Source organism: Curtobacterium sp. HSID17257, from assembly GCF_003989515.1.
Classification (GTDB): Bacteria; Actinomycetota; Actinomycetes; order Actinomycetales; family Microbacteriaceae; genus Curtobacterium.
In genome coordinates this window covers 1-6,032 of sequence record NZ_RBLU01000152.1, presented here as the reverse complement: position 1 = coordinate 6,032, position 6,032 = coordinate 1, and the positions used below count along the sequence as shown (strand labels likewise).

The following is a 6,032-nucleotide window of genomic DNA, read 5'->3' as shown; positions in this document are numbered from 1 at the left end:
TGGGTCGGCCCAGTCGGGTGGTGTCGATGCGGCCCGGTCGGGCGAGCGCGCGGTCTGCGCGGAGCACGAGCACCGCGGCGACCCCCGTGTCGCGCACCGGTCCCACGTCGATCGTCGCGGGCCTCGGAGCCCGGTCGACGAGCACCACCACCGAGCGTCCGAGCAGCGTCGGGTCCGGCTCGTCCGACATCGCCGCGAGTGCCGACCGGACGTCGGCCACGCCGTCCGGGGTGGCACGTCCGACGACCACCAGGGAGTTCTCCGGCGTCGCCGCGAGCACAGCGGCCGGACGCACGTGCGCCCCGGCGTCGTGCACCGTCACGCGCGAGGTGGCCGGCCCGAGCGACGGCAGCCGGGCGGCGAGCTCGCCGCCGGAATGGTCCGTCGCCTGCACCACGACGCCGAGCCGACCGCCGACCGCATCGGCGAGCAGCGCCGCGACCGTGGTCGTCCCGGTGCCACCGGCGACCCCGGCGACGAGGACGGTCCGCGCGCGCTGCGCCGCGGACCGACGCGGGCCCGGCATCGGGGGGAGGGGTGCGGAGCTCGGCGGGAGGGAGCTCACGAGCCGTCCTCCACACGGATCTCGGCTCCGCCGGCCGAGGCCCAGGCCCGTGCGACGGCGACCCCGACGTCGCCCTGCTCTCCCCACGGAGCCCACGCGTCGGTCCACCACACGGGCGCCGACAGGGACGACCAGGGCGCGAGTCGTGCGACCTCGGCGGGGTTCTCGACGAGTTCGGGGACCTGCACGCTGAGGACCGCCAGGCCGCGGCGGTCCACGATCTCGGTCACCGCGCCGCCGTCGAGCGTCCGCACCCGCAGGTCGGGGGCGACGTCGGCACCGGCCCCGACGAAGACGGCGAGCTCCGGGGCGGTCCGCGAGAGGATCACCAGTTCACGGGGCATCGACGGCTCCCTTCGGGTCGAGGACGGTCGTCTGGCCGGCGGGGTCCGCCTGCGCCGGAGCGGGGACGTGCGCGGCCGGGAAGTGGGCGACCTGCACGATGCGCGGCGGACTGCCGCGGCGCACCAGACGGCCGCGTCCGGGCGGGAACTGCTCGGCGTACACCTTCGGGAAGACCTGGCCCTCGGATCGTTCACCGCTCAGCACCAGTCCGGTCGCGCCCGAGTCGCGGACGGACTGGACCACGGTGTCGTACATTGCCCGCGCGGCACCGGCGACGGGTCGGGTGAGGACCACGTGGAGGCCGAGGTCGCGGGCCGACGGCAGGTACGGCACGAGCGGAGCGAGCGGGTCCGTCCCCGCCGAGGCGACGATGTCGTAGTCGTCGACGAGCACGACGATGCGCGGGCGGGGGCCGGTCGAGGTGCCGGACGCGCGCTGCTCGAGCTCGGCCGCGATCGCCGCCGCCAGGCCACGGGCGTCGCGGCCGTTCGCGGCGTGCCCGCCGAGGAACTCGTCCGGGGTGCCGGCCGCCGCACCACCGCGGACGTCCATGAAGGCCAGGACGAGTTCGTCGGGCGTCGAGCGCTCCACGAACCCGGCCGCCAGGCCGCGCAGCAGCGCGGTCTTCCCGCTCGCCGTGTCGCCGAACACGAGCAGGTGCTGGTCGACGGCGGGGTCGAACGCCACGAAGTCCATCGTGTCCTGGCGGAGTGCGAAGGGCACGGTGGTGGGCATCGCGAGCGCGTCCGGCAGTTCGGCCGGGTCGAACGACTCGGGCAGCAACCGGATCGGCGCCGCGGCGGGACCGCCCCAGCTGTCCGCGACCCGCTGTGCGAGCGCGGCCAGCTCGTCGCCGACGGCGCCGTCGTCCACGTCGTCGAGGACGGGCAGCGCGACCTGGCCGAACAGTTCGTCCCCGGTCAGGACGCGGCCGGGCTCCCCGGACTTCAGCGTCGCCGCCGCCGCACGGGCGATGGTCGAGTCGGCCGGGTCGTTGAGGCGCAGCTCGAAGCGCTGGCCGATGAGCGGCTGGTTCGCGAGGCGGAGCTCGTTCCACCGGGTCAGCGCCACCACCACGTGGATGCCGAAGCTGCCGCCGCGCTGGAGCAGGTCGCCGAAGGCCTCCTCGAGCTCCTCGAACTCGGTGCGCATGACGCCGAAGCCGTCCACGAGCAGCACGACGTCCGCCGAGCCGAGCTCCGGGACGCGCCCCGCGGAGTGACGGCTGCGGAGCATCGCGAGCGAGTCGATGCCGTGGTCGCGGAACACCCGCTCGCGCAGCCGGATCATCGCCTGGAGCTCCTCGACGAGGCGCAGCAGGCGGTTCCGGTCGGCGCGGGTCGCGACGCCGCCGACGTGCGGGAAGCCCTCGATCCGGCCGAGGCCACCGCCGGCGAGGTCCATGCCGTAGACGCTGACCTGCCGCGGGGTCGTCGTGAGCGCGATCGATGCGGCGACGGTGCGCAGGAACGTCGTGCGGCCGGACCCGGGGGCGCCGATGACGGCCACGTGTCCACCGCCCTGCGTGAGGTCGAGCGACCAGGGGCGCTGGCGCTGGCGGGCCGGGTCGTCGAGCAGCCCGATCGGCACGGTGATGCCCGCGGGGTCCGGCGTCCGGTCGGGGTCGAGCACCGCGCCGAGCGCCAGACGCGTCGGGAGCGGCGGCAGCCAGACCGGCGTGGTCGCCCGGTCGCCACGGCCGAGCCGTTCGACGGCCTCGTCGACGACGCTCCGCCCGACGTCGGGCGTCGCGAGCTGGGCCTCGCCCGGGTCGTCGTCCTCGGTCGCGAGCGTGTTGTACACCGGGAGCTCGAACGGCTCCGGCGCCGTGTCCGTGCTCGCAGTGGCGGCGACGGCCGCCGGGGTGGCGTCCTCCACCGGGCCCGACACGTAGCCGGAACGGAACCGGGTGTACACGCTCGTGTCGACCTTGAGGTACCCGTAGCCCGGGACCGCCGGCAGGTGGAACGCATCGCCGGTGTCGAGGACGACCTGGCTCTCGGCCTCCGAGAAGGTGCGGAGGCCGAGCCGGTACGACAGGTAGGTGTCCAGACCGCGGAGCTTGCCGGCCTCGATGCGCTGGCTGGAGAGCAGCAGGTGCACGCCGATCGACCGTCCGATCCGGCCGATCATGAGGAGCAGGTCGACGAACTCGGGTTCGGCCGTCAGGAGCTCGCCGAACTCGTCGATGACCAGCACGAGGTGCGGCATCGGCGGTAGTTCCGGTCGGTGCGTCCGCAGCTCGCGGTAGTGCGTGATCGACGGTGCCGCCCCGGCGTCGCGGAGCATCTCCTGTCGGCGACGGACCTCACCGGCGATGGAGGCACGGGCACGTCGGGTGAGCTGCGGGTCGTCCGCGAGGTTGTCGATGAGCCCGGCGACGTGCGGCAGGCGCGCGAACGGGGCGAACGCCGCACCGCCCTTGTAGTCGACGAGGATCATCGCGAGGTCCTCGGGCGGGTGCGAGACCGCGAGCCCGAGGACGAGCGTGCGCAGCATCTCGCTCTTGCCGGAACCGGTCGCACCGATGCAGATGCCGTGCGGACCCATGCCGAGCTGCGCGGACTCCTTGAGGTCGAGCAACAGGGGAGCGCCGAAGTCGTCGACCCCGATCGGCACGCGGAGGAAGTCCCGGGGCGCCCGCGGTCGCCACGTCCGGTCCGGATCGATCGTCGTGACGTCGTCGACCCCGAGGAGGTCGGTGACGCCGATCGCGGTCGACGACTCGGTGCGCTCCTCGGCGTCCGCGGACAGCCGGAGCGGCGCGAGCGCCCGGGCGACCGCCGTGACGAGCGTCGGCGCGACCGGGTCGCACACCGCCGTCTGCACGGGTGCGGGCTCGCCCTCCTCGACGTCGCGGGCATCGACGATCTCGAGCGCGGTCCTCGGGGGCACCCCGGGGTCGTCGGTCGTCACGGTCCGTGCCGTGACGCGGACCCGCACGTCGGACGGCTCGTGCAGACGGTCCGCCACCAGGTGCACGACCGTGACGCGGAGGTCCTCCGGGCGGGTCTCGCCCTCGGGCAGCGCGAGCGGGACCGCGACACCGCCGTGCTCGTCGGCGAGGACGACCAGTCGAGCGAGGTCGCTCCGCCTCCCGGAGTCGCCGGAGCGTCGCCAGGTCGCAGCGGTCCGGGCACGCTCGCCGAGCTCGGCGGCGAGGGTCCGGGCCAGCGTCGGGACGTCCTCGGCGACGCGGCGTGCCCGGAGCGGGCCGTCGAAGGTCCGGTCCATCCGCACGTGGGGCAGCAGGTCGAACCACTCCCAGTCGGCGGCCCGGTCGGCGGGGAACGCCGCCGCGAGCTGCAGGTCCTCGGGGGCGTGGAGCGCGGCGAGCTGGGCGACGAGCGCCCGGGCGACCGCGAGCACGGCGTCGCGGTCCCCGACGACCGAGACGTCGCCGGCGTCGTCGAGCCGGATCGAGATCGGCATCGCGTCGACCGTGCCGTAGTGCTCCGCGACCTGCTCGAGCTCGGCGAGCATCAGGGGGTCGAGCGGCTGGACCGGGTTCTGGTCCGGCGGCACGGTGAGGTCGAGCCAGTCCACGTCGCCCGCACCGACGCGCACCCGGAGGAAGTCCCCGTGCGACCGGCGGCGCTCCCAGAGCCGTGCGGGATCGCCGACCAGCCGGGGGAGCGTGTCCGGGGACGGGTCGACGTGCTCGGCCCGCTCACGGATCGCGGTCGTCCGGGCACGCAGCTCGCCGCGGAGTTCCTCGAGGTAGTCGAGGTACCGCTCCCGCTGGGTCCGGCGGTTGCGGACGGCGTTGCCCCGCTGCGTGAACGCCATGCCGAGCCCGCCGACCAGGGCGACCACGAACACCAGGGCCGCGACGACCATGAGCACCGGGTTGTTCCCGCGCAGCACGACCATCATCACGACCGACGACACCGCCCCGATCACCGGCAGGAGCGACTGCAGCGGGATCCCGCCGCTCGGGCCCTCGGGGAGCTGCGGCGGCGGTGCGAGCTGTTCGGCGTCCGGACGGACGAGCGGGGTGGAGACCCGCGCGGGACGGTGCACGATGCGGTTCACCGAGTGGCCTCCGTCGATCGTCGGCCGACGGCGGCGTCGACCAGTGCGGCGGTCAGGTGGACGAGGGCGGTGCGGGACGCGGTCGGGCGGACCCCGGGCACCGTCGTCGTCGGGTCGTGCGGCACCGGGAGGACGACGTGGTCCGGCCAGTCCGCGGCGGCCCGGGCGGCGCGCAGCCCGACGCCGACGGTGTCGACCGGGACGACGACGACCCGCGTGTCGGGCGCGTGGCGACGGAGGGCGTCGGCATGCGCGATGCCCTCCTCCACCCCGGGTCGGTCGGCCCCGGTGACGAGGGCGACGACGTGTGCGTCCGCGCCGACGGCGCCGAGGTCGACGAAGGGGCTGCGGGCGCCCCAGTCGCCGACGACGACGTCGAAGAACCGGGCGATCGGGTCGACCGCTGCGGTCCACTCGTCGGGCGCGGCCTGACGCGAGGGGAATCGAGGGTCCCCGATCCTGAGCACGTGCAGGCCCGACGCGGCCTCGGCCAGCCCGTCCGTGGCGTCCCACGAGGTCCGGGAGGCCGCACGGCGGTCGGACGGAGCCGTCGGACCGCCGAGCCCGGCCCCCGCCAGCGCGGCGAACGACCGGGGACCGGCGGCACCGTCGACCCCGAGGACCCGTCCGCTTCGCCGTCTGGCGAGGACCGTGGCGACCGCGGCGGCCGTGGTCGAGCAGCCGGTCCCGCCCCGGAGCGACGCGAACGCGATCCGCCGACTCGTCGGGACGCCCTGCCGGATCGCCCGGTGCGCGTCGTCGAGCTCGCGGGCACCGCTCACCACGCTGCCGAAGAACGCCCGTCCGATCGCGGGGACCACGTCGTCGAGGAGTCGCATGGTCAGAAGGTCTCCAGGAGCGCGGCGAAGAGGCCGAAGGTACCGAGCAGCAGCGGGAGCATCACGACCACCGAGACGGTCTCGAGCACGTTGCCGAGCGAGCGGAGGCGGGCACGCCCGTGTGCCGCCGGACGCACCCCGGCCAGCAGGGCCGCGAGGACGCCCGTGCCCGCCGTCGCGCCGAGCACCGTGGCGGGAGCCGTGGCGGCGTGTCCGACCAGACCGAGCACCGCGGCGACCACCACGGG

Annotated in this window: 5 protein-coding genes; all 5 read right to left on the bottom strand. The window is 75.3% G+C overall.

What is annotated here, in order from left to right:
• A partial coding sequence (locus D8M35_RS15055; RefSeq protein WP_202976575.1) for a hypothetical protein occupies positions 1–526 on the bottom strand: 526 nt, incomplete at its 3' end.
• Positions 527–561: 35 nt separating this feature from the next.
• Positions 562–909, bottom strand: coding sequence for a hypothetical protein (locus D8M35_RS15050; RefSeq protein ID WP_126892567.1), 348 nt, complete (start codon positions 907–909; stop codon positions 562–564).
• Positions 899–4,945 (bottom strand): type VII secretion protein EccCa, encoded by a 4,047-nt coding sequence (gene eccCa, locus D8M35_RS15045; protein ID WP_126892566.1) that lies wholly within the window; start codon positions 4,943–4,945, stop codon positions 899–901. The genes D8M35_RS15050 and eccCa overlap by 11 nt, the downstream gene beginning before the upstream one ends.
• Positions 4,942–5,784, bottom strand: a complete 843-nt coding sequence (locus D8M35_RS15040; protein ID WP_126892565.1) for a hypothetical protein — start codon at positions 5,782–5,784, stop codon at positions 4,942–4,944. The genes eccCa and D8M35_RS15040 overlap by 4 nt, the downstream gene beginning before the upstream one ends.
• A 2-nt stretch (positions 5,785–5,786) precedes the next feature.
• Positions 5,787–6,032: hypothetical protein (locus tag D8M35_RS16685; RefSeq protein WP_202976574.1), on the bottom strand; the 246-nt coding region annotated here is incomplete at its 5' end.

Coding starts and splice junctions, on each gene's coding strand:
- D8M35_RS15050 (WP_126892567.1), bottom strand. CDS start 909: ATGCCCCGTGAACTGGTGATCCTCTCGCGGACCGCCCCGGAGCTCGCC.
- D8M35_RS15040 (WP_126892565.1), bottom strand. CDS start 5,784: ATGCGACTCCTCGACGACGTGGTCCCCGCGATCGGACGGGCGTTCTTC.